At 36.1% G+C, this 26,978-nt stretch carries 27 protein-coding genes and 1 other annotated feature; of the genes, 21 read left to right on the top strand and 6 right to left on the bottom strand.

Annotation, left to right across the window (positions count from 1 at the left end; genetic code table 11):
* Positions 1–12 precede the first annotated feature (12 nt).
* The 6 genes from BG05_RS02315 (at position 13) to BG05_RS02285 (ending at position 3,456) form a co-directional block, all read left to right on the top strand.
* Positions 13–384: a DnaJ family domain-containing protein gene (locus tag BG05_RS02315; RefSeq protein ID WP_002010200.1), complete on the top strand. Its 372-nt coding sequence runs from the start codon at positions 13–15 to the stop codon at positions 382–384.
* A gap of 10 nt (positions 385–394) precedes the next feature.
* On the top strand, positions 395–709 hold the full coding sequence (locus BG05_RS02310; protein WP_002063639.1) for a thioredoxin family protein: 315 nt from the start codon (positions 395–397) through the stop codon (positions 707–709).
* Positions 710–722: 13 nt separating this feature from the next.
* Positions 723–974: a hypothetical protein gene (locus BG05_RS02305; RefSeq protein ID WP_000394370.1), complete on the top strand. Its 252-nt coding sequence runs from the start codon at positions 723–725 to the stop codon at positions 972–974.
* Between the two features lie 293 nt (positions 975–1,267).
* The gene (locus BG05_RS02295; protein ID WP_002124986.1) at positions 1,268–1,849 is read left to right on the top strand and encodes a TetR/AcrR family transcriptional regulator; all 582 of its coding nucleotides are present in this window, start codon (positions 1,268–1,270) and stop codon (positions 1,847–1,849) included.
* Between the two features lie 66 nt (positions 1,850–1,915).
* Positions 1,916–3,133: an MFS transporter gene (locus BG05_RS02290; protein ID WP_002124988.1), complete on the top strand. Its 1,218-nt coding sequence runs from the start codon at positions 1,916–1,918 to the stop codon at positions 3,131–3,133.
* 71 nt (positions 3,134–3,204) lie between these two features.
* Positions 3,205–3,456, top strand: a complete 252-nt coding sequence (locus tag BG05_RS02285) for a helix-turn-helix transcriptional regulator (RefSeq protein ID WP_003187029.1) — start codon at positions 3,205–3,207, stop codon at positions 3,454–3,456.
* A 75-nt stretch (positions 3,457–3,531) separates the two neighbouring features.
* On the opposite strand, the gene BG05_RS02280 is transcribed toward BG05_RS02285, so the two are convergent.
* The gene (locus BG05_RS02280) at positions 3,532–4,815 is read right to left on the bottom strand and encodes an MFS transporter (RefSeq protein ID WP_002169236.1); all 1,284 of its coding nucleotides are present in this window, start codon (positions 4,813–4,815) and stop codon (positions 3,532–3,534) included.
* A 108-nt stretch (positions 4,816–4,923) separates the two neighbouring features.
* Positions 4,924–6,237 (bottom strand): alkaline phosphatase family protein, encoded by a 1,314-nt coding sequence (locus BG05_RS02275; RefSeq protein WP_002124992.1) that lies wholly within the window; start codon positions 6,235–6,237, stop codon positions 4,924–4,926.
* 154 nt (positions 6,238–6,391) lie between these two features.
* Here BG05_RS02275 and BG05_RS02270 point away from each other — a divergent pair, with 154 nt between their 5' ends.
* Positions 6,392–6,685, top strand: coding sequence for a YesK-like family protein (locus BG05_RS02270; protein WP_002124993.1), 294 nt, complete (start codon positions 6,392–6,394; stop codon positions 6,683–6,685).
* 93 nt (positions 6,686–6,778) lie between these two features.
* Positions 6,779–6,986, top strand: a binding site (T-box leader).
* 45 nt (positions 6,987–7,031) lie between these two features.
* Positions 7,032–8,462, top strand: a complete 1,431-nt coding sequence (gene proS / locus BG05_RS02265) for a proline--tRNA ligase (RefSeq protein ID WP_002124994.1) — start codon at positions 7,032–7,034, stop codon at positions 8,460–8,462.
* Between the two features lie 268 nt (positions 8,463–8,730).
* Here proS and BG05_RS02260 read toward each other — a convergent pair whose 3' ends face one another.
* Entirely contained in the window at positions 8,731–9,909 is a 1,179-nt protein-coding gene (locus tag BG05_RS02260; RefSeq protein WP_041867978.1) for a cell wall anchor protein, read from the bottom strand.
* Between the two features lie 233 nt (positions 9,910–10,142).
* Between BG05_RS02260 and BG05_RS02255 the strand changes: the two genes are divergently transcribed.
* The 7 genes from BG05_RS02255 to BG05_RS02225 all read left to right on the top strand — a co-directional run bounded on the left by BG05_RS02255 (position 10,143) and on the right by BG05_RS02225 (position 16,721).
* Positions 10,143–11,021: an ROK family protein gene (locus BG05_RS02255; RefSeq protein WP_002124997.1), complete on the top strand. Its 879-nt coding sequence runs from the start codon at positions 10,143–10,145 to the stop codon at positions 11,019–11,021.
* A 128-nt stretch (positions 11,022–11,149) separates the two neighbouring features.
* Positions 11,150–11,746: a TerD family protein gene (locus tag BG05_RS02250; RefSeq protein ID WP_002029589.1), complete on the top strand. Its 597-nt coding sequence runs from the start codon at positions 11,150–11,152 to the stop codon at positions 11,744–11,746.
* Positions 11,747–11,769: 23 nt separating this feature from the next.
* Positions 11,770–12,354, top strand: a complete 585-nt coding sequence (locus tag BG05_RS02245) for a TerD family protein (RefSeq protein ID WP_002124998.1) — start codon at positions 11,770–11,772, stop codon at positions 12,352–12,354.
* An 80-nt stretch (positions 12,355–12,434) separates the two neighbouring features.
* Positions 12,435–13,013: a TerD family protein gene (locus BG05_RS02240; RefSeq protein ID WP_002010227.1), complete on the top strand. Its 579-nt coding sequence runs from the start codon at positions 12,435–12,437 to the stop codon at positions 13,011–13,013.
* A gap of 73 nt (positions 13,014–13,086) precedes the next feature.
* On the top strand, positions 13,087–13,878 hold the full coding sequence (locus BG05_RS02235; protein WP_002125000.1) for a TerC family protein: 792 nt from the start codon (positions 13,087–13,089) through the stop codon (positions 13,876–13,878).
* Positions 13,879–13,988: 110 nt separating this feature from the next.
* A complete protein-coding gene (locus tag BG05_RS02230; protein WP_003187176.1) occupies positions 13,989–15,620 on the top strand; it encodes a YceG family protein in 1,632 nt (543 codons plus the stop codon).
* An 18-nt stretch (positions 15,621–15,638) separates the two neighbouring features.
* The gene (locus BG05_RS02225; protein ID WP_002029585.1) at positions 15,639–16,721 is read left to right on the top strand and encodes a toxic anion resistance protein; all 1,083 of its coding nucleotides are present in this window, start codon (positions 15,639–15,641) and stop codon (positions 16,719–16,721) included.
* Positions 16,722–16,755: 34 nt separating this feature from the next.
* Here the strand turns inward: BG05_RS02225 and BG05_RS02220 are convergent, their stop codons facing one another.
* Complete coding sequence (locus tag BG05_RS02220) at positions 16,756–19,422, bottom strand: cation-translocating P-type ATPase (protein ID WP_003187179.1); 2,667 nt, start codon at positions 19,420–19,422, stop codon at positions 16,756–16,758.
* 192 nt (positions 19,423–19,614) lie between these two features.
* Positions 19,615–19,839 (bottom strand): DUF1128 domain-containing protein, encoded by a 225-nt coding sequence (locus tag BG05_RS02215; RefSeq protein WP_002010236.1) that lies wholly within the window; start codon positions 19,837–19,839, stop codon positions 19,615–19,617.
* 175 nt (positions 19,840–20,014) lie between these two features.
* On the opposite strand from BG05_RS02215, the gene BG05_RS02210 reads away from it, so the two are divergent.
* The 3 genes from BG05_RS02210 to BG05_RS02200 are packed head-to-tail and all read left to right on the top strand — an operon-like array spanning position 20,015 to position 21,923.
* A complete protein-coding gene (locus tag BG05_RS02210) occupies positions 20,015–20,479 on the top strand; it encodes a low molecular weight protein-tyrosine-phosphatase (protein ID WP_002125006.1) in 465 nt (154 codons plus the stop codon).
* A 53-nt stretch (positions 20,480–20,532) separates the two neighbouring features.
* Positions 20,533–21,048 carry a DUF4075 domain-containing protein gene (locus BG05_RS02205; protein ID WP_002125007.1) on the top strand — a complete coding sequence of 172 codons (516 nt, stop codon included), beginning with the start codon at positions 20,533–20,535 and terminating at the stop codon, positions 21,046–21,048.
* Between the two features lie 5 nt (positions 21,049–21,053).
* Positions 21,054–21,923, top strand: coding sequence for a YihY/virulence factor BrkB family protein (locus tag BG05_RS02200; RefSeq protein ID WP_002125008.1), 870 nt, complete (start codon positions 21,054–21,056; stop codon positions 21,921–21,923).
* A 181-nt stretch (positions 21,924–22,104) separates the two neighbouring features.
* Here the strand turns inward: BG05_RS02200 and BG05_RS02195 are convergent, their stop codons facing one another.
* Entirely contained in the window at positions 22,105–23,766 is a 1,662-nt protein-coding gene (locus BG05_RS02195; RefSeq protein ID WP_429721905.1) for a heavy metal translocating P-type ATPase, read from the bottom strand.
* 629 nt (positions 23,767–24,395) lie between these two features.
* On the opposite strand from BG05_RS02195, the gene BG05_RS02190 reads away from it, so the two are divergent.
* The 3 genes from BG05_RS02190 (at position 24,396) to lepB (ending at position 26,975) form a co-directional block, all read left to right on the top strand.
* Positions 24,396–25,346, top strand: a complete 951-nt coding sequence (locus BG05_RS02190; RefSeq protein ID WP_033733727.1) for a DMT family transporter — start codon at positions 24,396–24,398, stop codon at positions 25,344–25,346.
* A 124-nt stretch (positions 25,347–25,470) separates the two neighbouring features.
* On the top strand, positions 25,471–26,151 hold the full coding sequence (locus BG05_RS02185) for a lysoplasmalogenase (RefSeq protein WP_002029577.1): 681 nt from the start codon (positions 25,471–25,473) through the stop codon (positions 26,149–26,151).
* Between the two features lie 287 nt (positions 26,152–26,438).
* Positions 26,439–26,975: a signal peptidase I gene (gene lepB, locus BG05_RS02180; RefSeq protein WP_002029576.1), complete on the top strand. Its 537-nt coding sequence runs from the start codon at positions 26,439–26,441 to the stop codon at positions 26,973–26,975.
* The last annotated feature ends 3 nt before the right edge of the window (positions 26,976–26,978 follow it).

The following is a 26,978-nucleotide window of genomic DNA, read 5'->3' as shown; positions in this document are numbered from 1 at the left end:
GGAGCGAATGGTGTGGATGTCTTTTTGAACATTGCTGAAGAAAAAATTCGACAAGCAATACGGAATGGTGATCTCGATCATATTCCGGGGAAAGGAAAACCACTACAATTAGAAGACCTTTCAATGGTACCTCCAGAACTTAGAATGAGTTATAAAATCTTGAAAAATGCAGGTATGATTCCACCAGAAATGGAACTACAAAAAGATATATTAAAAATAGAAGACTTAATTGCGTGCTGTTATGATGAAGTAGAGAGAAAAGAATTACAAGAAGAGTTAACAGCAAAAACGCTGCGTTTTCAGCAGGTAATGGAAAAGAGAAAGATTAAAGATAGTTCAGCTTTTCGTATGTATCAGGGTAAAGTATTTCGTAAATTACGCTAAGAGGGATAAGATGAATACATTTGAAACGATAGAGGAATTAGCGACATATATTGAAGGACAACAATTAGTACTGCTGTTTATTAAAACGGAAAATTGTGGTGTTTGTGATGTTATGTTAAGAAAAGTAAATTGCGTATTAGAGAATTATGATTACGTAGAGAAAGTAGAAATATTACTACAAGACATGCAAGAGATTGCGGGGCGATATGCAGTATTTACAGGGCCAACAGTTTTATTATTTTATAATGGAAAAGAGATCCTTCGTGAATCGCGCTTCATTTCACTTGAAAATTTAGAGAGAACCATTCAATTATTCGAAGATTAAGGGAGGCTTTTATATGGAATTTATTATTGTCATACTATTATTTGTTGTAGTTGGAACGATCGTAACAGCAGTTCGATCAAACAAAAAGAAGGTAAATCTTACAAAACAAAATAACATTCATAATTCATCCAACAGCTCATCACCATTATTTTTCTTTGCTGGATCGGATAATGATAGCTCGCACGATGGAGGTTCACATGATTGCGGAGGTTCTTTTGGTGGAGATAGTGGAGGTAGCTGCGGTGGTGGAGGCGGTGGTGATTGATGAGAATACGCCTTATAGGGGGCGTATTTCTTTTTAAACAAACGTTTGATTAGTTGGCTTACATATGCATAAAAACAGTTAAACAAACGTTTGATTAAATATTTTTAACATGCTAGGGGAAATGAAAAGGGAACCGTATTTCTTACTAAATGAGGATTTAAATTTGGAATAATACATATGATTCGAATGTGGTTTGAAAGTACGTTTTCTTAAATAAGGAGTATAGCCTCTTGCGATAGAGGTTTTTTATTTGTTATTATTAGACTGAACGGTCGGTTTAAAGAGGTGTGAATATGAGAAGAAGCGCAGAAGAGATAAAGAAAGAAATTGCCTATAAAGCAGAAAGTCTGTTTTCACAGAAGGGCTATGCAGCTACATCTATGGAAGAGATTTGTGAAATTACAGAGAGAAGTAAAGGAAGCATTTATTATCACTTTAAAAGTAAAGAAGAATTATTTTTATTTGTAGTGAAGCAGCATACGTATGATTGGCTTGAAAAATGGAATGAAAAAGAGAAGTTGTATAGTACTAGTACTGAAAAACTATATGGTCTCGCGGAATATTATGTAGAGGACATACAGCAACCCATTTCAAATGCAATAGAGGAATTCTCTATGAGCCAAGTTGTAAGTAAAGAAATTCTGGATGAACTGTTAGCTTTAACTAGAGAATCATATGTTATGGTTGAGAAATTAATTGAAGCAGGTATACAGTCTGGAGAGTTTCAAGAAGATGATACGCGTGATCTTATGTATATTGTGAATGGATTATTATCGGGGCTTGGAGTACTTTACTACGAGTTAGATTATAAAGAGCTGAAACGTATTTATAAAAAGGCAATAGATGTATTGTTAAAAGGAATGGCAGCTGAATAATAGGTCAGTTGCTTTTCTTACAAAATAAATTAGACCGAACGGTCGGTTTATGAAAGGGGAATGAAAATGAACGCTTTATTTAAAAACCGAGCATTTATGCTCGTTATGGCATCTGATATTTTACAACAATTTGCAATTTGGATCAGAAATATGGCTCTTTTGTATTTCATAATGGAGCGAACGAATAATGATCCAGTTTCAGTTTCTTTATTATCGGTTATGGAATATGCACCTATTTTTATTTTCTCGTTTATCGGTGGGGCGCTAGCTGATCGCTGGAATCCGAAAAGAACGATGGTTGCTGGAGATGTATTAAGTGTACTGTCTATTGTAGGAATTGTCTTGTTGTTAAAGCTGGATTATTGGCAGGCTATATTTTTTGCAACACTCATTTCCGCGATTGTAGGTCAGTTTTCTCAGCCATCATCTTCGCGTATATTTAAACGCTATGTAAAAGAAGAACAGGTAGCAAATGCGATTGCATTTAATCAAACATTACAGTCGCTATTTATGATTTTTGGACCAGTGGTAGGATCGCTTGTGTACACACAACTTGGTTTATTTACGTCACTATATAGCTTAATTATTTTATTTTTGTTATCTGCTATCGCTCTTTCATTTTTACCAAAATGGGTGGAACAAGAGCAAGTGGCGAGAGGTTCATTAAAAAATGATATAAAAGAAGGTTGGAAATACGTTCTTCATACGAAAAATTTACGTATGATTACGATCACTTTCACCATTATGGGCTTAGCTGTTGGACTAACGAATCCATTAGAAGTGTTTCTTGTAATAGAACGGCTTGGAATGGAAAAAGAAGCCGTTCAATATTTAGCCGCAGCTGATGGAATCGGTATGTTAATTGGTGGTATTGTTGCTGCAGTTTTCGCTTCAAAAGTGAATCCGAAAAAGATGTTTGTATTCGGTATGAGCATATTAGCGATGTCATTTTTAGTAGAAGGGTTATCTACATCATTTTGGATTACTAGTTTCATGAGATTTGGAACAGGTATTTGTTTAGCCTGTGTCAATATCGTTGTCGGTACGCTTATGATTCAACTTGTACCAGAAAATATGATTGGCAGAGTAAATGGAACGATTTTACCACTGTTCATGGGGGCAATGTTAATTGGAACTTCACTAGCTGGAGGATTGAAGGAGATGACCTCACTAGTTACTGTATTTTGTATAGCAATGGCACTTATTTTATTTGCGATAGGTCCGGTTTTACGTATGCAAATAAAGAAAGAAGATATTGTGAATCGAGAGGAAATGACGAATTGATTAGTTTCGAAATAGCTATTGTAAGGGAGCAGAATTGCTCCCTTTTCTTGTGGCAATCTTTTGACAATGACATGCCCCAACTATATACTGATGATGTAAAAACGATTTTACAGGTTAGGAGAAACGGTGTGAAAAATCAAATCTATGAATTGCGCACTGCAAATAATATTTCACAAGGTGCATTAGCGGATAAGTGTAACGTATCAAGACAGACGATAAATGCAATTGAGAATAATAAATATGATCCAAGCTTAGCACTAGCATTCCGGTTAGCAGAAGTATTAGGAACAACTGTCGATAAACTATTTTTGTACAAGCTTTAGAGTTTTTAATTGTAGGGCGTTATCGTTAAAAATATAAGAGAAAGATCCCCTTCTTGTGTGAAGGGGATCTTTCTCTTATATTGTTTTAGTTTTCGGATTAGGTGGTGTAACGGACGTATCATTTTCAGGTACTCTAGTTAATAAGAATCCACCGATAATAAATAGGACAATAATACTAAGGACACCAGCGTTTGTTTTTCCTGTTAATTGTGTTGTGACACCTACTAATACCGGACCCATAATTGCTGCGAATTTACCAAAGATATTATAAAATCCGAAGAATTCATTTGCAGATTCTTTCGGTACTAGTTTTGCGAAATAAGAACGGCTAAGTGCTTGAATCCCGCCCTGAGAAGTAGCAACTAACATTGCTAAAATCCAGAAATCAAACGTCGTTTTTAAGAAATAAGCATATGTGCAAATAATGATATAAATGATAATGCCGACATATAGCATTTTTTTACCGGTAAATGTTTCCGATAGTTTTCCATATAATAAAGCAAATGGACAAGCGACAATTTGTGTTACAAATAAGATGATTAATAGATTGGTTGCACTAATACCGAGATCTGTTCCGTAAGCAGTAGACATAGTGATAATTGTATCTACCCCATCAATGTAGAAAAAGTAAGCTATTAGGAACATAAATACAGTTTTATATTCTTTAATATTTTTAAACGTATTAGCAAGGCGCTTGAAGCTCATTGCAATTGGTCTTGGATGACGTTCAATATAGTGTGTTTGCTCTACATTTTTTAGCATTGGTATCGTAAATAGTCCCCACCAAAGAGCTGTTATTGCAAAGGAAATTTGACTAGCAATTCCGACTGATAAGGGGATAGTTCCTTTTTGAGCAAGAATAATAAGAGCAATACAACCGATAAAAGGAATTGTGCTCCCAATGTAACCTAATGCAAAACCTCGCGTAGAAATTCGGTCCATTCTATCTCCAGAGGTAACATCTACTAGAAATGCATCATAAAAAATATTTGCTCCAGCAAAGCCAACTAATGCGAGCATATAGCATCCTAGTAATAAGTACCACTGAGATGTTGGAACAATTGCTAGCATACTTGTAAATACGATACCGAGTCCAAAGAAGAATGTGAAAAATCGTTTTTTAAATCCCTTATAATCAGCAACTGTGCCGAGAATAGGAGCGAGTATAGAAATTAAAAGTGTAGCGACCGAGTTTGCATATCCCCAATAGGCTGTTGAAGTTGCGCCAGATAGTCCAGCTTCTTTTGCAGCTGCTTTAAAGTAAATTGGAAATAATGCAGTTGTAATGACGAGCGAATATACCGAGTTCGCCCAATCGTACAATATCCAGCTTTTTTCTTGTCTGGACATTTTTTTCATATAATGTTCCCCCTTAAATTTGTTCTACTAACAGTGTACAAAAATAAAAATTATAAAAAGAGAAACAGTGATGATTTTTACATAACTTTTACATATATACACAGTTCTTTACAATTGAAGTAAATCCTCTACAATTGCGCCGTCTGTTTCACCTAAGTGCAAACCGAGTAACCTAGCGATAGTCGGACCTTCATCAATCAGTCTCATATACGGAATTGTAACGCCGCTTTGAATGCCTTTCCCAGCAGCCATAAAAATTGTTTCATAGTTAGGTTTTGTTGGGGAATATCCATGTGTTCCAAATGTATATTTCTTACTAGAATTAACATCTTCTTTATTAATTTCTTTTATGAAATCACCTGTATAATTTTCAATGAAGTAATAACCTTCCATGGCCTCTAGCATAAATAAGCAATTACCATCAGCGCCACGTTCTTTTGCATCTTCATCGTGCAGAATAAATTCAATTCCATTTTGTTTATCCTGAAGAAGCTCTTCAAGAAGAAGTTGAATCTCTTTAATCGTTTCAGTATCATTTTTATCCTTTACATGTACGTAGGCAGATCCATCACAGCTTTGGCAATAAGCTTTCCAATCGTGTATTTTTCCACGTTTATTTACGGATATAAGCCCTTTTTGACAGAATAGGACATTTAATTGGATTGCTTTGTTTTCACTTAAAGCGCTATGGTCACCAAGTGCAATAATTGTACTTTCTTCGTATATACCACTTTCTTTTAATGTATGGATAATTTTTCCGAGGCGTTCGTCGTGTCTGTGGATTGCAGCTACTGTTTCCTCAGACTCGAAGCCATGGTAATGTCTTTGAGTATCTAAATCAGTAAAATGTACAAACATAACATTAGGCTTTTTCGTCTGAATTGTATGTACGGCAGAAGCAAGGACGAAATTATCAAGCTCAGGCTGTGACAATCCATTTCGTATATGGCCGAAACGACGATTTAAATCTAATTGATATAGCGGGCTACCGCTAAATAATGAAACTAAAATTTGATTTTGCCACGGTCTATTTGGAAAAATTTCTGGTAAATTGTAATCGATATTTGCTCTTCCAGTAACAGGCCATAGAAGGGCTGCTGTCGTTAAATTTGCTTTGCGTGCTTCATCATATAAAGTTGTCCCGTTAATGGACTTTCGGTACCAATGCCAATCTGGTGACTCACGTCCTGGTTGAAGTAATGTATTGCTGACAACGCCATGCTTATTAGGATAATTACCGGTTACGATTGTTGAGTGGCTTGGATATGTTACAGAAGGATAAATTGGCTCCACTTTTTTCGCAATTGCGCCCCTTTTTATTAAAGTTTGGAAATTAGGTAGTTTTTGTAATATAGGAAAATCTAAAGCTGATAAGCAGTCAAAAGATAAAATAATGACGCGATTTGTTAATGCTTTATCCATAAAGTTTCCCTCCTGATTATATAAAACCTATTCTTATATATTACTATTAATACCTGGTAATAAAAATATATTTTTGAATAAAATTTCGCTATTTATTTTCAGAAAAATTAAACATATAATAAGTATAAGGGAATGAATGGAAGGAGGGAATACTATGGATTGGCTAGATGGATTTGGTATCTTTTACATCATTGGTGGAGTCACCGTTCTCCTTGTATTTTTTATGTCATATTTACTAAAGAAACGTTTTCCAGACAAACAGTTTGATATTATATTTGCACTTAGTTTAGTACTTCTTTGTTTAGCTTTCTTTCCTGTAACAATGATCGCTATTGGTGGTTGGGAAGGAATGGGATACGGATTTATTTGTTTCTTCGTTTTAATTGGTACACTAATTGGTATGGTTGCTCATCAACTTGTAAAAATAGTTCGGAAAAGTTACGTATAAAACAGTGATAATTGAAAATAATGTATAAAAATAAGAAAATTGGCTCTTGTTTTGAAATAAAATTTATATTATGATATTCAACAAATTTATTTTGTTATAACGATGAAAAAGGAATAGTACATGTCTTACCTTTTGGCAGAGAGAGAATCCTTTTGGCTGGAAGATTCTTAAAGAGGCGATATGGAACCTACCTTTGAGTTCTGCATATGCAGCGGGAAATTCCCGTTATCAAAAAGAGAGCATACTCAATTTTTTTGTGTATGAATCAGGGTGGTAACGCCGACAAAGCTCGGTCCCTATTTGGGGACGCGGGCTTTTTCTATTTTCTAAAGGAGGAAGAATAACTATGGTAAAAGAACAAGTACAAGCCATTACGAAAATGGAAGAAGACTTTGCTCAGTGGTATACCGATATTGTAAAAAAAGCGGAGCTTGTTGATTATTCAAGTGTGAAAGGTTGTATGATTTTACGTCCATACGGTTATGCATTATGGGAAAATATGCAGAAAGTGATGGATGAAAAATTAAAAGAATCTGGTCATGAAAATGTGTACATGCCAATGTTTATTCCAGAGAGTTTATTACAAAAAGAGAAAGATCATGTTGAAGGATTTGCTCCTGAAGTAGCATGGGTTACTCATGGCGGAGATGAGAAATTGGCGGAAAGACTTTGTATACGTCCTACATCTGAAACTCTATTCTGTGAGCATTTTTCAAAAATTGTTCAATCATATAATGATTTACCAAAGTTATATAACCAGTGGTGTTCAGTAGTTCGTTGGGAGAAGACGACGAGACCATTCCTTCGTACAACTGAATTTTTATGGCAAGAAGGTCATACGATTCATGAAACGGCAGAAGAATCTCAAATTGAAACATTAAATATTTTAAATCTATATGCTGCTTTTTGTGAAGAGTATTTAGCGATTCCGGTTATTAAAGGGCAAAAAACAGAAAAAGAAAAGTTTGCAGGAGCGAAGGCAACTTATACGATTGAAAGTTTAATGCATGATGGAAAAGCACTTCAAACAGGAACATCTCATAACTTTGGAACGAATTTCTCTGAAGCATTTGATATTAAGTTTTTAGACCGTAACGGTAAATGGCAATACGTACATCAAACATCTTGGGGTGTATCAACAAGAATGATAGGTGGACTTATTATGGTTCATAGCGATAATAACGGACTTGTAATGCCGCCAAAAGTCGCTCCAGTACAAGTTGTTATCGTTCCTATTGCTCAGCACAAAGAAGGTGTGTTAGAAAAAGCAACAGAGTTGCAAGGACGTATTCAGAAGGTTGCACGTGTAAAAATAGATGCTAGCAATAAAACACCTGGCTGGAAATTTAATGAGTATGAAATGAAGGGTGTTCCAATTAGATTAGAAGTTGGTCCAAAGGATATTGAAAAGAATCAAGTTGTACTTGTAAGGCGAGATACGAAAGAAAAAGAGTTTATATCAATGGATCAATTAGAAGAACGCATTCCAGTACTACTTGAGGAAATTCACCATTCTTTATTTAGCAAAGCAAAAGTATTTCGCGATGAGAATACGTATAGTGTGACGAATTTCGAAGAGATGAAAAAAGCGGCTGATGAAAAGCAAGGATTTATTAAAGCGATGTGGTGTGGAGAACTAGCTTGTGAAGAAAAATTAAAAGAAGAAGTTGGAGTATCTTCACGTTGTATTCCGTTCGAACAAGAAAGTTTAGCTGACGAATGTATTTGCTGTAGTAAAAAAGCGAAGCAGATGGTGTATTGGGGAAAAGCGTATTAATGCTCTTTCTACTAGATGGCAAAAAGGACTTTGATTGCATAATAAAATGCAATCAAAGTCCTTTTTAGTTTTATCCCGCTATTTGTCAGGCAGTAAAACTCCCACTTCAAAATTCGGCTGGAGCAAAGAAGTTAGGTGGGAGCCCTGCTGCCCGTAAAAGCCCGATTGGTGAAGGTTAATAATCAGTGGGGGATGAACAAAATCCCCACTGATTAAAGTTTCACTTTATAATCTGTTTCATGTATTTTTAGATGGAAGGATGATTTTTTTATTTTGCGTTTTTACGACGAATAAATAGTAACACACCAATTAGGAATGTCGAAAGACCAATTAAAATAGATGCAGGATAATGCGTTGCAGTATTAGGCAATTTATTGCCTTGTTTTGTTGCATTATCTTTTGCGTTACCGCTTTGAGAGCCGCTATCGCCTTTAACACGGTTGCCTCCCTGAGAGCCATTGCCACCTTGAGAACTGCTGTCGCCTTTAACACGGTTGCCTCCCTGAGAGCCATTGCCACCTTGAGAACTGCTGTCGCCTTTAACACGGTTGCCTCCCTGAGAGCCACTGCCACCAGAACCACTGCCACCAGAACCACTGCCACCAGAACCACTGCCACCAGAACCGTTGCCGCCAGAACCACTGCCACCAGAACCGTTGCCACCAGAACCGTTGCCGCCAGAACCACTGCCACCAGAACCGTTGCCACCAGAACCACTGCCGCCAGAACCACTGCCACCAGAACCACTGCCACCAGAACCGTTGCCACCAGAACCGTTGCCACCAGAACCGTTGCCACCAGAACCATTGCCACCAGAACCGTTGCCACCAGAACCATCGCCGTCAGAACCGTTGCCACCAGAACCGTTACCACCAGAGCCATTGCCGTCAGAACCGTTGCCACCAGAACCGTTACCACCAGAGCCATTGCCGTCAGAACCGTTACCACCAGAACCACTGCCACCAGAGCCACTGCCGTCAGAACCGTTGCCACCAGAACCACTGCCACCAGAACCACTGCCACCAGAACCGTTGCCACCAGAACCATTGCCGTCAGAACCGTTGCCACCAGAACCACTGCCACCAGAGCCATTGCCACCAGAACCACTGCCACCAGAACCACTGCCACCAGAACCGTTGCCACCAGAACCATTGCCGTCAGAACCGTTGCCACCAGAACCACTGCCACCAGAGCCATTGCCACCAGAACCGTTGCCACCAGAACCGTTGCCACCAGAACCATTGCCGTCAGAACCACTATCGTCCTGAGAACCATTGTTTCCTGGAGGTTTATTATTATCTTTTGAATTACCTTCTGCTAAATTATCGTTATTTTGTACAATAGCGTTTGTTATTGGATTGAAGTTTTCAGTTGCAGCATTACCAATATTTAAGCCGCTAAAAAAGGATAAAGAAAGTGTTGATGCTAAAATGAAGATTTTTGTCATTGTTTTCCTCCTGAAGAAAAAATTATTGTTCCATCTAAAATACACCCCTTTGTAATATTTCATAGGAAAAAGAGTTTTATGCAAAAAAACTATATATAGAAAAAGGGAGGGCACTGAACAAGTCCACTTCATAAGAAAAAGGAGGTGTATTTCTAAAGGGAGAAAAGAGTTAATGTGAATATAGTAGAGTGATGGAGAATTTACACTCATAATAGTAGAGGAAGTGGTAACGGATGAAAGAGTATATTGCATTTGATATTGGTGGTACGCAAATTAAATATGGAATTGTTTCAGAAATAGGGGTAGTACTAATACATAAAAAGGTCCCAACAGAAATTCACTTGGGCGGGGAACAAATTGTTCAAAAGCTTATATATTTATCAAAAAAGTTAATGACTGAACATACTATTTCCGGAATTGGTATTAGTACAGCGGGAATTGTTGATATTGATAAAGGAGTTATAACGGGAGGTGTGGATCATATTCCGCGTTATGCTAATATTTCTATTGTTGAGAGACTACAAGAAGTATTAAAAGTTCCTGTATCTATTGAAAATGATGTTAATTGTGCGGCCTTAGGCGAGAAATGGAAAGGTACAGGGAGGGGAGAAAGCGATTTTATTATGCTTACGCTTGGAACGGGCATTGGTGGAGCAATTGTTATAAATGGGGAGTTATACCGTGGACATTCGTTTGGCGCTGGGGAATGGGGGAGCATGTTAATAGAAGGGAATACTTTTGAGGAGGTTGCCTCAATTTCGGGATTAATTCATCTCGTACGAAGATATAAAGGTGAAAAGGAGTGGGATGGTAAAACAATTTTCGAATTATATGATAAGGGTGATAGCAGTGTTATTCAAGCCGTGAAGATTTTCTTTAAACATTTGGCGATTGGAATTAGTAACCTTGCTTATATTTTTAATCCGAAAATGATTATTATTGGTGGGGGAATTACTGAAAGAGGAGATGATTTTTTAAATGAAGTGAAGGAAGAGATAGGAACATACTTAAATCAAGATATTTATAGTAATTGTGAGATTAAACTTGCGCAAAGCGGCAATTGTGCAGGAATGATTGGTTCTATTTACCACTTATTACATCAGTATAAATAAATATAGTATCTGTTTTCATATAATTGAGAATTTATCCTTTTTCTCATTAGATAAATAATGCTACAATATAAGAGGAGAATACAATGTTTTCCGATTTGGAAAATGCTTTGTAGAAAGGAAGAAACTTCATGCCTATTATTTTAGAAAAAGGACAAAAGATTGATTTAACAAAAGGACAACCGAGAGTAGCGAAACTGCAGGTTGGCTTAGGCTGGGATCCAATTGGGCAATCAGGTGGGTTTCTGTCTTCTTTATTTGGAAGTAAACCAAGTGTAGATTGTGATGCATCTGTTGTTATGTTAGAAGGGGATCGTTTTTTAAACAAAAATGATCTAGTTTACTTCGGCAACAAACTTTCTACTTGTGGTAGTATCATTCATTCAGGAGATAATTTAACAGGTGAAGGCGCTGGTGACGACGAAACAATTTTCGTAGAATTACATAAAGTTCCGAGCCGTATTAATCGTTTAGTATTCGTTGTAAATATTTATGACTGTGTAAATCGTCGTCAAGATTTTGGGATGATTCGCAATGCATATATTCGTATTCAAAACCCACAAACAGGTGAAGAATTAGCACGTTATAACTTGTCAGATAATTACGCTGGCAAAATGACTTTAATTGCAGGGGAAATGTATCGAGACGGAAACGAATGGAAGTTTTCAGCAGTTGGAGAAGGAACACAAGATAAAAACTTAAGTGAGATTGTATCACGTTACCAATAAGATAAACCAAGGAGGAATTGTATATGGCATCAATTTCATTGAAAAAAGGACAAAAGGTAGACTTAACAAAAACAAATCCAGGTCTTTCGAAAGTTCTTGTAGGACTTGGTTGGGATACGAATCGTTATGACGGACAAAGCGATTTCGATTTAGATGTTAGTATCTTCTTAGTAGGTGCTAACGGTAAAGTTTCAGGAGCAGAGGATTTCGTCTTCTATAATAATCCAAAAGGTGCGAATGGTGCTGTAGAGCATTTAGGAGATAACCGTACAGGTGCAGGTGAAGGCGACGATGAAACAATTAAAATAGACTTAAAAAATGTTCCTGCACATATCGAGCGTATTTGCTTCACAATCACAATTTATGATGGAGAAGGCCGTAGCCAAAACTTCGGACAAGTTTCTAACTCTTTCGTACGCATTATGGATGAAGAAAAGAATGCAGAATTAATTCGTTACGATTTAGGAGAAGATTTCTCTATTGAAACTGCAGTAGTAGTAAGTGAATTATACCGTCACGCAGGTGAATGGAAATTCAATGCAATCGGAAGTGGATTCCAAGGTGGATTAGGTTCTCTATGTAATAACTTTGGTTTAGATGTAGAGTAATAGATTTATATATCCATCGGTGAAACGCGTATTTACTGATGGATATATTTTTTGAAATTAAAATATAGAGGTGAAAATATATGGTTATTCAATTGCAAAAAGGACAGAAAATAGATTTAGCTAAAACAAGCCCAGGTTTATCAAGAGCAGTAATTGGTCTTGGATGGGATATTAAATCTTATGATGGTGGATCTGATTTCGATTTAGATGCATCTGCCTTTTTATTAGATGCGAACGGGAAATGTACGAAGGAAACTGATTTTATTTTCTATAATAATTTACAGTCTCCTTGTGAATCAGTTTTACATACAGGAGATAACCGTACAGGTGCAGGTGACGGTGATGATGAGCAACTTGTTGTCGATTTGAAAAAGGTTCCAGCAGATGTTCATAAAATTGCTATTACAGTTACAATTTATGATGGAGAAGGCCGTAATCAAAACTTTGGACAGGTTGCAAATGCATTCGTGCGTTTAGCAAATGAAGAAACAAACGAAGAAGTTCTTCGTTTTGATTTAGGGGAAGATTTCTCCATTGAAACAGCAGTTGTCTTTTGTGAATTATATCGTCATAATGGACAGTGGAAGTTTAGTGCAGTAGGAAGTGGATTCCAAGGTGGATTAGGTGCGCTTGTAAGAGCGTATGGCTTGGATGCATAAGAAGGGAAACGGTATTCGTTTCCTTTTTTTGACCTTTCTATAAATCTAGCAAAGAATAGGGGATAAAGGTAAGATGAGTATTTTGCAAGGAATCCTTGATACGTATGCTCAGTTTTTCGACTTGGACATGTGGATTAAAGTGTTACAAGATCCAGTATCTTGGGGGTTAATAGGTACACTTGTTGTACTTGAAGGGTTATTATCTGCTGACAATGCACTTGTGTTAGCGGTAATGGTAAAACATCTTCCAGAAGAAAAACGAAAAAAAGCATTATTCTATGGACTTATTGGAGCTTATGTATTCCGTTTTATTGCAATTGGAATCGGAATGTTCTTAATTAAATTGGCATGGGTAAAAGTGTTAGGTGCGCTTTACTTAGCTTGGCTGTCAATTAAATATTTCATTGATAAAAGAAAAGGCACTTCAGAAGAAGAAGAAGCCCATGGTATGAACCAAAATAGTATTCTCTTCAGAATGTTCGGTGTTTTCTGGGGGACGGTTGCGATGGTTGAATTAATGGATATCGCATTCTCTGTAGATAGTGTACTTGCTGCATTTGGTGTATCGAATGAAGTTTGGATTTTACTATTAGGTGGAATGCTCGGTATTTTAATGATGCGCGGTATTGCTGGCGTATTCTTAAAATTGTTAGAGCGTATTCCAGAACTTGAAACGACAGCATATATTTTAATCTTAATTATTGCAGCAAAAATGCTACTGTCTGTCATTCATATTGAGGTAAGTCATACGCTGTTCTTTATTATTTTAGTTATAGCGTTTGGAGCAACATTTATACTTCACTACATGAAGAATTCTGGACAAGCTAAAGAAGAAGTTGCAGCTACTAAAAATGAACATAAATAGTTGAAATGGGTTTGCTCGTTATGCGAGCGCCCATTTTTTATAACTAGAAATAGTTTATAATAGAAGAGAGACTTTATAAAAAACGTAAATGTTTTTGGAGGTGAACTGTTGTGTTTTCACGTTTTACACTTCAACCATATGCATTAAAAGATGAATCAGATTTAAAGCAATTTGAAGCGCTTTTAGAAAAACGTCCACAATATGAACTGACAGAGAATGAGATGAAATTTAGTTATATAGCAAGTCGCATTCTTGGTGTTCCGAATGATGTAGATGAATATTTTAATGAACTATTTGATTATAATGAAGCAAAAGGGATCGAGGTTTTGCATGAACAAAATTTAAATAAGGTGATTGATCCCGAAAAACTGCGCCATATTCAAGAAGTTTTTGCATTACATCAAGAAGCGCCGAATGGACTTACAGTAAATAGGCTTGTAGCACATTTGTCTGGAAAACAACTATTACCGCAAGTAGACAATCCTGATTTACAGCATTATATACATACGACGTTTATTTCTGTATTGAAATTGTATGAGAAACAACATAATCAATCTTTAAAAACAGAAGGATTCCGGCGTTTCTTAATCGATATGATTAAATTAAGTGAAAATTACGTAGCGAAGTGGTTCTCTACGATTAATTATAAGAAACAAATGCCACGTATCGTTTGGTACGGTGATGCGACGGAGAGTCGTATATATTTCTTATACTTTCTTATTATGCTCGGCTGTGATGTGCTTTATTATCACCCAGAAGGAAAAGATGGATTTGAGAGTGTAGATGAGGAAGGAAAGACCTTTGTCGTATCTCATTCAGGCCGTATTTCATTGGAACCATTTCCTGATCGGCGTCGTGAACGCGTCGCAACAGTAGCTTATCAAGCTTCAAAAGAAATCGAGCAAGTACTTCACCACGATAATTCATTATTATACAAACCGTGGCAATTCCGTTCGTATACACCTGTAGCCCGTACGCTCAAAACAACGTACGATGAACTCTTTTTAATTACGAAAGAAAAGGCATTTGTACGCCCAACATTCTTTGTTGAAAATAAGCATATTTATATTCCTTCTTTATTTGCAAAAATATCAGGTGTTTCAAAGAATGATAAAGAATATTTTCAGCGACTAAAGGCTGTTACATCATTTGATAACAGTTTCTTGATTAATACATTCCCGTTCACGAAAGAACAAAAAGCGAATTTCCAATATCATTATCGAGATGCATTGGACCGCGCAGGGAAGTTACATCCGGATTTAATTATGAACAGCCATTGGTGGCCGCATAAGCGTTTACCAGAAGGATTACAACATGGTATTGCAGAAGCAATCATCCATACGTGCGAAAGTGAAATGTGTAAACCAATTGCGAAAGAGACGAAACAAGATGTAGCACTGTATGTTTTCGCACAACTCTCTCAAATACCACCGAACATTTTAGAGCAGCTTGAGAAATTTGATTATTCGCAAGAAGTACCGAAAATTGTTATATTTAATAATGAGAAGAGCGGAGAATTAAGTCGTTCTGATGCTGTGTTATTACTATTTTTAAATCAAATTGGAGTAGATGTATTCCACTTTAATCCAACGGGGAGAAACGATATTGAACCGTATATTGAATCAGGAGCATTTGATTCACATTGGCTTGAAGAAGTTAATTTCGATCTTGAATTTCATGGTTCATCAGCCTATAAAAATTTATCACAAACAATAAAAGGACTATTTCGTCCATTTTTATAAGGAAAGGGAGAATACCATATGAATAACCCAGTCGTACTAGATTCGAAAACAGAATTGAATGAGCAAACCGCACAAGATGTTCGCTTGCAACTTAGACAAGATGCAGAAGTGCAACGTATTTATAACGCAGTAGACATTAAAGATCAATTAGAATTAATTGAACTCGGAAAAGAACCTTCTATGGAAATTTCACGTTTCGCTGATCAAATTTTACATACAATGTCTTTATCGAAAGTAGAAGACTCTGGTGAATTATTAAAACAGCTTGGTAAAATTATGGACAGATTTGATAGTAAAGACTTTGCGGAAGAGAAAAGTGGTTTCTTCTCACGTATGTTCAAAAAAGCAGATAAAATGATTGAACAAATCTTTAGTAAGTATCAGACGATGGGTCGCGAAATGGATAAAGTATACGTAGAAATTACGAAGTATCAAGATGAAATGAAAAAATCAATTGGTACGTTAGATGGTTTATATGAGCAAAACTTAAAGTATTATTTAGACTTAGAAAAATACGTAGTAGCAGGGGAAATGTTATTAGAGCGTTTAAATACAGAGTTAGTTCCGATGTACGAAGAGCGCATACGTAATAATGATCAGTTAGCGGGTATTGAATTAGAATCGCTTAAAAACTCTGTTGAAATTTTAGAACAACGTATTGATGATTTAGAAAAAGCACGTATGGTTGCTCTATTAACGGCACCACAAATTCGTATGATTCAACGCGGTAACAATAAATTAATCGGTAAAATCAATACAGCATTTATTACAACGATTCCTATCTTTAAAAATGGTATCATTCAAGCGGTAAATGCGAAACGTCAAAAGCTTGTTGCGGACTCTATGGCTGAACTTGATCGCCGTACAAATGAATTACTTAAGAAAAATGCACAAAATATCGCAACTCAAAGTGTGGAAGTAGCGAGATTATCAGGTTCTTCTAGTATTAAGATGGAAACACTTGAGGAAACTTGGAACATTATTTCAAGAGGTATGCAAGAAACACAACAAATTGAAGAGCAAAATAAACGTGAGCGTGAAGAAAGCCGCAAGCGCATGGCTACATTAACAGAGAACATCAAAAAAGAATTACAAGGATAAAGAAAAGGCAATGAGGAACAGTCCTCATTGCCTTTTAGTTTCTCTTAACTAATTTAATGATTTCATTCACAACAAGCGGAATGATACTTAACAAGAGAACAAATCCCCAATCTCGCATTGTTAATGCATGCACACCAAATATATTGGCAAGAGGTGGGATGGAGATAATACACACTTGCATAAGAACACCGATTAGAAGTGAGAAGACTAAATATTTATTTGTAAATATCCCAATTGAAAAAATTGATTTCGTTCTTGAACGTAAGTTAAATGAATGAACGAGTTGAGAGAAACTAAGAACGACAAATGCCATCGTTTGAGCGTGTAATAGCGCGTCTTCATCAATTTGGTCTGGGAAGAGAGGAAATAAATTTGTATCTCCTGTATAGAGCTTTGCCCCAACGATAAAGGCTGTTAAAGTAAGAAGTCCAATTACAACCCCATTGAAAATAAGAAAAGGAACGCTACCGCTAAATAAGCTTTCTTTCGCATGCCGTGGTTTTTCCTTCATCACATCTGGATCTTCAGGATCAACACCGAGTGATAATGCAGGCAGTGTATCTGTGATTAAATTTACCCACAAAATGTGAATCGGGCGTAGTGGTGTTGCCCAGCCGAGTAAAATAGCTAAAAAGAGAGCTATAATTTCGCCGAAATTACAAGAAAGTAGGAAGAGAATAGACTTTTTAATATTACGATAAATATTTCTTCCTTCTTCAACAGCTTTCACAATAGATGAGAAGTTATCATCTGTTAAAACTACATCTGCTGCGCCTTTTGCGACATCTGTTCCTGTAATTCCCATTGCTACTCCAACATCTGCTTGCTTTAAAGAAGGAGCATCATTTACACCGTCACCAGTCATGGAAACGATATTTCCTTCAGCACGTAATGCTTTTACAATCTTCACTTTATGTTCTGGAGAGACCCTAGCGAATACATTTAAGTGATTAATTTTACTTGCTAGTTCTGTATCTGAAATGGTATCTAATTCAGTTCCAATCATAATTTCAGATTTTTCTTCAGCAATACCAAGTTCTTTGGCAATTGCAAAGGCGGTATCCTTATGATCACCAGTAATCATAACTGTGCGAATACCAGCTTTTTGACATTCTGTAATTGAATCTTTTACTTCTGTGCGTGGTGGATCAATCATACCGACAAGACCGATAAAGATAAGATTTTCTTCGAGGTGATTTATATTCACATCGTTTGAATCGTATCTTTTATATGCGAATGAAAGTACTCTTAAGGCTTCTTGTGACATTGACCCGGCAGCTTCTAATATTTGATTTTTATCAGAATCTGTTAAGATCTCAATTTTATTATTTATAAAGATATGGGTACAGTGAGGTAAAAGTTTATCAATTGCACCTTTCGTCATGCTATAGTAGCTTTCATCGTACGTATGTACAGTTGACATCATTTTACGATCAGACTCGAAAGGTAATTCGTTAACACGTTCATGTTTATTTTCTAAATGATCTTTTTGAATGTTAAAAGAGCTTCCGGCAACAAGAAGGGCAATTTCTGTAGGATCCCCTGTTTGTGAGTCGGTACTGTAAGAGGCATCGTTGCATAAAACCATATTTTCTAATAATAGACGGTGTACATCATTATTTATATTCAAATTTTCTAGCTGGTCGTATGTGCGATCACTATAAAAGTGAGTAACGGTCATTTTATTTTGAGTTAATGTACCTGTTTTATCTGAACAAATAATTGTGACAGAACCGAGAGCTTCAACAGCTGGTAGTTTACGAATGATAACGTTTTGTTTAATCATACGCTGAACACCAATTGCAAGAACGATGGAAACAATAGCTGGTAAGCCTTCTGGAATGGCTGCAACAGCTAAACTAATTGCAGTCATAAACATTTCCAAAGTATCTCGTCCTTGTAAAAAACCGATGAGAAACATAATAGCGCAAATAGCTACAGCGACAAAACCTAAATATTTTCCTACTTGTGCTAAGCTTTTTTGAAGTGGTGTCATATCATCGTCTGCTTCATGTAAAAGGGTAGCAATCTTGCCAATTTGTGAGTTCATCCCAGTTTCAACAGCAACACCAGCGCCACGTCCATACGTTACTAACGTCGACATAAATGCCATGTTTTTTTGATCGCCTAATGGTACTTGCTCATCACTTTGCATGGAAGGGTGGTAGACTGCATCTTTATCGACAGGGACGGATTCACCAGTTAGAGCAGATTCTTCAACTTTTAAATTTGCAGTTTCGATAAGGCGTAAATCGCAGGGGATATACCGCCCAGCATCAAGCATAACGATATCACCTGGAACGACGTGCTCAGATGGAATTTCTTTTAGTTCACCATCTCGCTTTACGATAGCTTTAGGTGTTGCCATCTTTTTCAATGCTTCTAAAGCCTGTTCTGCTTTCGATTCTTGGATTACACCGATAACGGCATTTAAAACTACAACGAGCGCGATAATACTTGCATCAGCCCATTCACCTACAAAGGCGGAAATAAGGGCAGCGATAATAAGGACATATACGAGGACGTCATTAATTTGGGCGAAAACGCGTTGCCATAAAGTACGTTTTTGTTTGGTAGCTAATTCATTATAACCATATTGCTTTAAACGTTCATTTACGATTTCATCTGTTAAACCGTGTTGTTCATTTGTTTCTAGGTCGATTAATGTTTGATTTTTCGTCTTACTGTACCAATTGCTCATAAGTAAGCACCCCCAGTAAAAACAGTTAGCAATGGTAGTGTGGCAATTTTTTTAGAGTAGTATGTATGGAGAAAAAATCTAAGGTGAGATTCTACTTTCATTGTACAGTATTTTAGAATGTGATGAGGAAAAGAGAAGAGTTGTCATGAATTTGTTGAAATTAAAAGAGCCTCGCATACGTGAGGCTCTTTGTTATTTTTTAATTAATGTACCTAGTTCCTCAGTAATAGCTTGCATTTCACTAATACTGAATGTTTCACGTTTCATAACATGCTCATAAATGTCACGTAAGTCCTCGTACATTTCTTCGTTAAAACTAGCAGCTCTCATTGCTCCAGCATTAACCATGCGTAATTTTTCTTTAATAGCTTCTACCATATATTCAACGTTTGCTTCTGATTTCACGGATAAATCCACCGAAGTGTCCCCCTTTAAAATAACATAAGGTTATCTTAACATTTTTTTATCATTTTCGTTAATGAAACTTTTCAATCCTATTAAATTAGTAGGGATTTCCTTTATAATTAATAATTGGTTGCTTATACTATAGATATATATTAAGAAATGCACCAAGAAGGGAAGAAACAAAAATATGGTCCGAGTATTGTTTGTTTGTCTTGGGAACATTTGTCGTTCTCCAATGGCAGAAGCAATTTTTCGAGATTTTGTCGTAAAAGAGGGACTCGAAGAGAAAATTGTCATTGATTCTGCAGGAACTGGAGATTGGCATATTGGTCATCCACCACATAAAGGAACACAAAAAATTTTAAAAGAAAATGAAGTCTCTTTTGAAGGAATTAAAGCACGGCAAGTAGAAAAAGAAGACTTAACAAAGTTTGATTATATTATTGCCATGGACAACAAGAATATAGCGGATTTAAAAAGTTTTGGTAAAACTGGAGGCTATATTGGTAGGCTGTCCGATTTTGTTCCAGACGGTGGCTGGACAGACGTTCCTGACCCTTACTTTACAGGGAACTTCCAAGAAGTGTATGACCTTGTAACAGAAGGGTGTGTAAAGCTATTAGCTTTCATTCGAAATGAACAAGGAATATGAGGAAGCTTAGAAAGTAATACTTTCTAATATAAGAAATGAAAGGGTGAAGGAATATGGCAAAGAAAAATAATATTGCTCGAAACATTGCGATTGGTGTAGCTGCAGGTGTAGCTGTATCTATGTTAAAGAAAGAAAACCGTGAAAAAGTAAAAAATACGGCAGAAAAAGCAAAAACAAAGATGATTGAGATTGGTGAAAATGCGAAGATAAAAGAAAAAGTGCAAACTGTTACAGATAAAGGACGCGAACTTGCTGATTTCAATGTAGTGAAAGCGAAAGTAGCAGAAATTAAAAAATTGACGCCGTCTGTTGTAGAAACGTTAAAAGAAACGAAAGAAATGTTTAGTAAGAAAAAGATTGTGCCAGTAGAAAAGCCGGAAACGATTGAAATTCAAGCTGTATCTCCAAAGGTAGATGAGCTTAAAGCAGAAGAAGAGCCAGTGGTAGCTGAAGATGGTGGTATGAAAGAAGCGCGTGAATTATTTATGAAGGACTCAAATGCAGAGGAAAAAAAAACTGAAGCATACATTGAGCTAAAGCAAAATAAAGAAGAGAAGAAAAGCGTCTAAAAAATATGAGAAAATTTCTAGAAAAAGCAAAAAGAAATCGCACTTTTTCGTTTGGGAAAGATTTATATGACCGGACGATGCGCGATGATGTAGCGGGCTTAGCAGCACAGCTCGCTTATTTCTTCTTGCTTGCGATTTTCCCTGGGCTTGTTTTCTTAATTACGCTTCTTGGCTTTATTCCCATTCAAACAGAGGATGTGCTTAGTTTATTAGAGGTTTATGTACCAGATGATGCGATGAACTTAATTGAGGTAAATGTAGATAAAGTTGTAAATCAGCAAAATGGTGGTTTATTATCATTTGGTCTATTATCGATGTTATGGTTTGCCTCAAATGGTGTTAATGCGGTTATGAATGCTTTTAACCGCGCTTATGATGTAACAGAAACACGCTCCTTTATTAAAACAAGAGCTTTATCTATCGTGTTCACGTTAGCAATAATTTTTATGATCGTGTTTGCATTAATCGTCCCAGTATTTGGACAAGTGATTGGGGCAGCCGTGTTTAAAGCAATTGGTCTATCGGATAGTTTTTCTTATGTTTGGAGCATTACACGTTTAGTAGCAAGTTTCTTCGTTTTAATCGCTTTGTTTAGCTTTTTATATACATTTGCGCCTGATCGTAAGTTAAAGAGAAGAGAAGTTGTTTCAGGGGCGTTATTTGCTACTATAGGATGGATTGTGGTATCGTACTCATTTGCCTATTATGTAGATAAATTTGCAAATTATGCTAATACATATGGTGGTCTCGGTGGTATTATTATTTTAATGTTATGGTTTTACTTAACTGGATGGGTAATTTTACTTGGCGGTGAAATTAATGGTTTACTCCATCATTATAGAACGGGTGACAATAATTCCCGTAATGAAAAATGAGCTCTTGTTCCATAATAAAAGGGAACAGGGGGGATATTTCATGAGTAATAATAAAAAGAACCACAATAATAAAAATAACAAACAAAAGAGCAGTTCGCATCCAAAGCATAAAACGAGCAGCAGTGCGAACGGTCACAATAGCTACCATTAAAAAAAGCGGGTCCTTTATGAGGGACCCGTTTTAATTATTTCCTTTTAATAATCGTAAGCCATTCAAAATTACAAGAATGGTACTTCCTTCATGTCCAATAACACCGAAGGGAAGCGCTAAAAACTGTAAAAAATTTGAACAAATCAGCATTGCAATGACAGCTAAAGAGAAGATAACGTTTTGCTTCACAATACGGTTCATTCGTTTTGATAAACGGATTGCTTGAGAGAGACGAGATAATTCGTTTTTCATAAGAACAACGTCTGCAGTCTCTAATGCCACGTCTGTTCCTTCACCCATTGCAACACCAATACTAGCAGTAGCGAGGGCAGGTGCATCGTTTATACCATCTCCAACCATGGCGACTATGCCGTACTTTTCTTTTAACTGCTTTATCGTTTCAACTTTTGTTTCCGGTAAACATGATGCGTAATATTCTTTTATATTACTTTCATTGGCAATTGCTTTTGCTGTTTCTTCATTATCACCAGTAATCATGATTGCTTCGACACCAATGCTTTGCAAATCACGAATAGCCGCTATCGTTTCTTGGCGAAGGGTATCTTTTAAAGCAATCAGTCCAAGAATACCATCCTCATCACTAATATAAACGACAGTTTTCCCCTCTTTTTCAAGTGAAGCAGAAATGCCATTATGAAATGTTTTTATTTCTTCTCCGATAAAATCAGCTTTACCAATTTTATAAGCTTTGTTTTCTAATATTCCTTTTAATCCAAAACCAGTTACATCTTCAACGTTTTCTGGTTTTTTTATCGTAATGTCGTAAGCATGTTTTGCATATTTAACAATCGCTTCTGCTAAAGGGTGTGTAGAGTGACTTTCAATCGCTGCTGTAATAGAAAGTACTTCACTTTCTGCTATGCCTTCTCGAACATATACATCTGTTACAGTAGGTTTTCCTTGTGTTAATGTTCCCGTTTTATCAAAGGCAATCGCCTTTACTGAAGCTAGACGTTCTAAATGAATACCACCTTTAAAGAGAATACCGTTTCTCGCTCCGTTTGAAATTGCTGATAAAGTTGCTGGTGTAATAGCTGCAACTAGAGCACAAGGAGAAGCGACTACAAGTAAGATCATAGCGCGATAAAACGTTTCATTCCAACTCCAATCAAGTAAGAAATGAGGAACGAACATCATAAGCGCAACAACGAGCAGCACACCTTTTACGTATGTTCCTTCAAATTTTTCGATGAATAGTTGTGATGGTGATTTTTCGCTTTGTGCACTTTGAACGAGACGAATAATCTTTTGGAATAATGTTTGATCGCTCGGCTTCGTAATTTTAACTTCGATAGCACCACGTAAATTTACAGTGCCGGCAAATACTTCATCGCCGAATTTTTTCTCATTCGGAATAGGTTCTCCTGTAATAGCTGCTTCATCAATATTTGTTTCACCATTATGAATTGTGCCATCAGCAGGAACACGCTCACCTGGCTTAATTAAAATAATATCGTTAATTTGTAATTGTCCAACTGGAATACGTTCCTCGGTTCCAGTTGAAATACGTAATGCTTCTTCCGGTTGTAGATTAAGAAGCGCTGAAATTTCTTTTTGGCTTTTACTTAATGTATAAGATTCCATTGCACCGCTTAATGCAAAGATGAAGATTAAAATAGCACCTTCTGCCCAGTAACCGATAACTGCGGCACCGATAGCTGCAAAAATCATGAGCATTTCAACATTTAGCTCTTTCTCTTCAATTGTGTCTTCAATACCTTCTTTCGCTTTTGCAAATCCTCCAATTACATAAGCAAGGATATAGAAAGTAATACCTGCACTTATTGCATCATTTTTTGTGAATAACCAACCAGCTAAAATAAAAATACCAGATGTGATTGCAAATATAAGTTCATAATGTTCCTTTAATGTATCCCATAAAGAGGGATGAGAAATATCTTTTTGTGCTTGTAATGTTTTTACTTCTGCGTTCATTAATACTCGCTCCTTCCGAATTCTTATTGAGAAAAAGAATCAAAATCGAAACCCCTATAAAACGACGAAAGCTGCCATCCATAATGGATAGCAGCATTTCTGTTGAATCTGATTTTAATAGTTATTATGTTGTAATTATTCTATAGTATAGCATATGTTTTTCTTAGATGATATGTTTTTGTTTTAGTATAAAGTGAAACTTTAATTAGTGGGGGTTTTGTTCATCCCACGCTGATTATTAGCCCTCGCCAATCGGGCTTTTACTGCCCGGCGAATAGCGGGATAAACTGAAAACTTGTGTTTTCGCATTTCCTTTGGTATATATGAATATTGTTCATAAAAAGGTCGGAAAGGAAGACATCAAGTTGAAGACAGAGAAATTTTTTACCCATCCGATTGGCGTGTTTATTGCTGCAATAGTAGCAACATTTTTATGGGGAAGCGCATTTCCCTTTATTAAATTAAGCTATGCTGAACTTGGAATTCAGCCACAAGAAGTCGGGGAACAAATATTATTTGCTGGCTATCGCTTTTTCTTATCTGGTGTAATGCTCTTATTATTTTTTAAAGCGTTAGGAAAAGATATGAAGTTCAAAAAAGGAACAGGAAAGCAGTTAGTTCAAATTGGCTTGTTTCAAACTTTTCTTCAATATATATGTTTTTATATTGGAATGAGTTACAGCTCAGGAATTGAAGGAGCGATTATTTCAGGAACATCATCATTCTTTCAAATTTTACTCGCACACTTTTTATATAAAAATGATGCTCTAAATAGGCGAAAAGTAATTGGAGTAGCTATCGGTTTTTGCGGTGTGATTTTAGTGAATGTACCGAGTGATGGAAGTTTATCATTTCATTTTGGAATAGGTAGCTTATTACTTCTTGGGGCAGCCATGATGTATTCGTATGGAAACATATTAGCGAAAGAAGGTAGTAAAACATTAGATATTGGGTATATGACAGCATATCAGATGATTTTCGGATCAATTGGGTTGCTATGTATAGGTGCATTTCAAGTTGGAATGATGCCATTCACATTTAATCTACATGCAATACTTATGCTCTTATATTTATCGTTCTTATCAGCAGCCGGATTCTGTATATGGAATACAATTATGAAGTATAACAAAGTAGGGAAAGTCTCGATGTATATGTTCTTTATACCAGTGTTTGGTGTGCTACTATCAAGTCTAATTTTAGGGGAAGCAATCCATTCCTTTGTACTATTTGGTTTAGCATGTGTCGCAGCGGGAATTATTGTAGTAAATCGTAACCCGGTTAAAAAGAAAGTTGAGCAAGAAAAACAAGTAGCATAGAGAACAGAAAAACGATTAAAATGGAAGAACAGTATTGTTCTTCTTTTTTTACATAGAAAAAGGAGAACGTGATATATGTAACGAAAAAAGTATAGAATAAAGCATTTATTGAGGAGAACATATTATGAATGTACTTTACATTGTGTTAGTCGGGCAAATTATTCTTTTTTTAATGGGAGCAATTTATGCAATAGGACAGACGAAGAGAACGAGAAATAATATGCCGTTACCTTTAGCAGTTCGTCTTATTCTTAGTTTTTCTTTAACAGGAAGTGCAATTTGGATATGGTTACAAGATCCATCGGCTGAGTACAGTACGTGGGTTGCACTCGGTATGACTTTATCAACTGTAGGGGATTTATTTATGGCAGGATTAATTCCAATTGGTCATCGATTAATTGGAGGAATGGTTACTTTCGCTCTTGCACATTGTTTCTATGTGAAAGCATTTTTACAAACAGGTATTTCATGGAATGGTTTTTGGATCGGTTTATTCGTATACGGACTCTTTCTAATTATAGGGTGGTTTTTCTTTATTCGAAATGAAAAACAAGACAAACTTTTTACAATAGGCGCTCTAATTTACGGTTTGTGGGTTGGAGGAATGGCATGTTTTGCATTCGCCTTATATTACGAGAATATAGGAATATGGTGGATACCAGCACTTGGTGGTTTACTGTTTGTGATTTCTGATTTTATTATCGGCGTGACAGATATCGGAGGGCGCAAACTGAAGTATGAACCGCTTTGGATTTGGTTTACATATGTCGCAGCGCAGATGTGTATTGTATATGTAGGATTATAAAAAGATACTCTCAAAAATAGTTGATAGACTATTTTGAGAGTATCTTTTTTATTGCTATGCTATTATATTTGTTTGTTTAATTTGTGCAGTATCTTATACTTTCTAAGCATAAATTTCATAGGAAAAGTCCTGTTTGATAGATGGAAAACATAGTATATAAAAATAGTGAATTTATAGGGATTATTATTTTTATATTTGTAATATTCTAATGTTATAATTCAGAATTTTGTGGAAATTAACCAGTCGGAGTACTTATAATAAAAATAAAAAGATGATGAGATGGTGGAATGATGCAAAAGAAAAAATGTTTGCGTGAATTCTTTGAAATAATTGCAATTGCATGTTTATTAGTGTTTTTGGCAAAAATCTTTTTGTTTTTCCCTACGACTGTAAAAGGAGCATCGATGAGGCCGACGTTACAAGATGGAGATAAAGTAATTATTAATAAACTTGCAAAGAGATTTGAAAGTTATGAGAGAGAGGATATTATTGTCGTGAAGACAGATAATTTCTATGTGAAGAGAGTTATTGGATTACCAGGAGATGTAATTGAGATGAAGAATGATCAATTATATGTTAATCATCAAGTGAAAAATGAAGAGTATTTAAAGAATAATAAAAAACAGGCAGAAAAATTACTTATCAATTTAACTGAAGATTTTGGACCGATTACAATTCCTAAAAATAAAATTTTTGTGATGGGAGATAATCGTTTAGTTAGTAGGGATAGTAGGAACGGCTTAGGGCTCATTGATAGAACAGAAGTATTAGGAAAGTTCATGGCGATATATTATCCATTTGAACATGTGAAAATTGTAGATTAAAAA

It is taken from the genome of Bacillus mycoides, assembly GCF_000832605.1.
GTDB classification, from domain to species: domain Bacteria; phylum Bacillota; class Bacilli; order Bacillales; family Bacillaceae_G; genus Bacillus_A; species Bacillus_A mycoides.
Note: the sequence above shows the minus strand (reverse complement) of the source record. Positions and strands in the feature narration are given on the sequence as shown.